Source organism: Synechococcus sp. R55.2 (assembly GCF_047462075.1).
Lineage (GTDB): Bacteria > Cyanobacteriota > Cyanobacteriia > Thermostichales > Thermostichaceae > Thermostichus.
Genome location: NZ_JANSIH010000127.1, coordinates 1 through 932, shown reverse-complemented (window position 1 = coordinate 932; position 932 = coordinate 1). Strand labels below are relative to the sequence as shown.

The window sequence follows — 932 nt, the reverse complement described above, 5'->3', positions numbered from 1 at the left end:
GAAAAGGTATTGACCTGCTTTAGCGACCTGGAGACCGGCATTGCCAACTTTTCCAGCGCTCCCACTGCTCGTTAGGCCGACATTAGGCCTTACTTTTGGGGATCCCCCGATGCTCTTTTCAGCCCATCAGCGAATTCTGGTGATCCCTCTAGCAATTTTCTCAACAATCTTCAGCCATGCCCCAGACCGGCCTCGATACCTTTCAGCTTCTCTACCAGCACCACCGTGGCCCCAGCTTCTGCGAGCGCATGCTGGCAACAGCTCCTGGGCGCTTTAACGAGGCGTTTTGGCAGTTCTGGCAGATGCACATCGAGCCCTGTCTGCCTCCTGCACCGCGCTTGTTGGATCTGGGAACCGGGCCGGGGTTTGCTCTGGGTCAGTGGGCGCAACGCTATCCCGGAGGACACTTCATCGGGGTGGATGTGATGCCCTACATGTTGGAGCGAGCGGCGGCAGATTTGAAGGGGATCCCTGGAGTCCATTTGCTGCAGGCCGACCTGCACGACCCTCACTTGCCGCTTGCGGCCAACAGCATCGATGCAGCTCAGGCAGTGGTGGTGTTGCACGAGATGGTGCAGCCCTTGCGCTTGTTGCAGGAGGTGTTGCGTCTACTCAAGCCGGGGGGGCGATTTTTGCTGGTGGATTGGGTGCGCGCCCCGCTCAGCCTCTACTTCGATGCCGATACAGAGGCCCAACTCTTCCAGTCGGACACGCCTTTGGAAACGCTGCTGGATCAGTTTACCCACTTCTACGAGCACAATCGCTTCAGCGCCGAAGACCTGGTGTGGTTGCTCGAGAAGGTGGGTTTCGCAGTGGTTGCTCAGAAGATCTACAACCAAAATCGCTTTGTGCGACTTGCAGCCGAAAAGCCTATCTCGTAAACTACCCGGCTCCGACCGCTAAGCGGTACGGAGCGGGCTTTCAGTAGCCCT

Annotated in this window: 1 protein-coding gene; it reads left to right on the top strand. The window is 57.9% G+C overall.

Going from position 1 to position 932, the window contains the following annotated elements:
- Positions 1–176: 176 nt before the first annotated feature.
- Positions 177–881, top strand: a complete 705-nt coding sequence (locus tag NW838_RS04750) for a class I SAM-dependent methyltransferase (RefSeq protein WP_414427593.1) — start codon at positions 177–179, stop codon at positions 879–881.
- The last annotated feature ends 51 nt before the right edge of the window (positions 882–932 follow it).

Excerpts from the sequence above, each read along its gene's own strand:
- NW838_RS04750 (WP_414427593.1), top strand. The coding sequence starts at position 177 with ATGCCCCAGACCGGCCTCGATACCTTTCAGCTTCTCTACCAGCACCAC.